The 762-nt window shown below is 68.4% G+C and carries 1 protein-coding gene; it reads right to left on the bottom strand.

Annotated features, from left to right (window positions below):
* Window positions 1–26: 26 nt before the first annotated feature.
* Window positions 27–743 (bottom strand): flagellar type III secretion system pore protein FliP, encoded by a 717-nt coding sequence (fliP, locus tag GTR02_RS21975; RefSeq protein WP_166609581.1) that lies wholly within the window; start codon window positions 741–743, stop codon window positions 27–29.
* Between the last annotated feature and the right edge of the window lie 19 nt (window positions 744–762).

A 762-nucleotide genomic window follows, 5' to 3' on the forward strand; every position in this document is an offset into this window, starting at 1 on the left:
GGCGGGTGGCGGGCGTCGCGTCCGGGTCAGCCGGTGTAGCTGGAGACGAGCGCCTTCACGATGAGTCCCCAGCCGTCCACCATGACGAAGAGCAGCATCTTGAACGGCAGCGCGATGGTCACGGGCGGCAGCATCATCATGCCGAGGGACATCAGCGCCGCGGAGACGACGATGTCGATCACGAGGAAGGGGATGAAGATGACGAACCCGATGATGAAGGCCGACCGCAGCTCCGACAGCGCGAACGCCGGCACCAGGGTCGTCAGCGGCACGTCCGCCCGGTCCTCGGGCAGGTCGCGCTTGGCGGCCTGCGTCATGAGGGCCAGCTCCTCGCCGCGGGTCTGCTCGAGCATGAACTCCTTCAGCGGGGCGGAGCCGTCGGTGAAGGCGACCGTGGCCGTCTTCTCGCCCTTGAGGTAGGGCTGGACCGCCACGTCGTTCATGGTCCCGAGCGTCGGGGCCATGACGAACATCGTCAGGAACAGCGCCAGACCCGCGAGCACCTGGTTGGGCGGGGTGCTCATGAGGCCCAGCGCGTTGCGGGTCAGGCCCAGCACGATGATGATCTTGGTGAAGCAGGTCGTCAGCAGCAGCAGGGCGGGGGCCACGGACAGGACCGTCATCGCGATGAGGATGACGATCGACTGGCTGGGCTTGCCGCCCGCGCCGTTCACGCCGTTGATCCCGATGGTGACCTGGCCCTCGGCGGGCGCGCCGGGCGCCGCCGAGGGCCAGGTCACCATCGGGATCAACGGCGTGAAC

Source organism: Kineococcus siccus (assembly GCF_009906795.1).
In the GTDB taxonomy this organism is placed as follows: Bacteria; Actinomycetota; Actinomycetes; order Actinomycetales; family Kineococcaceae; genus Kineococcus; species Kineococcus siccus.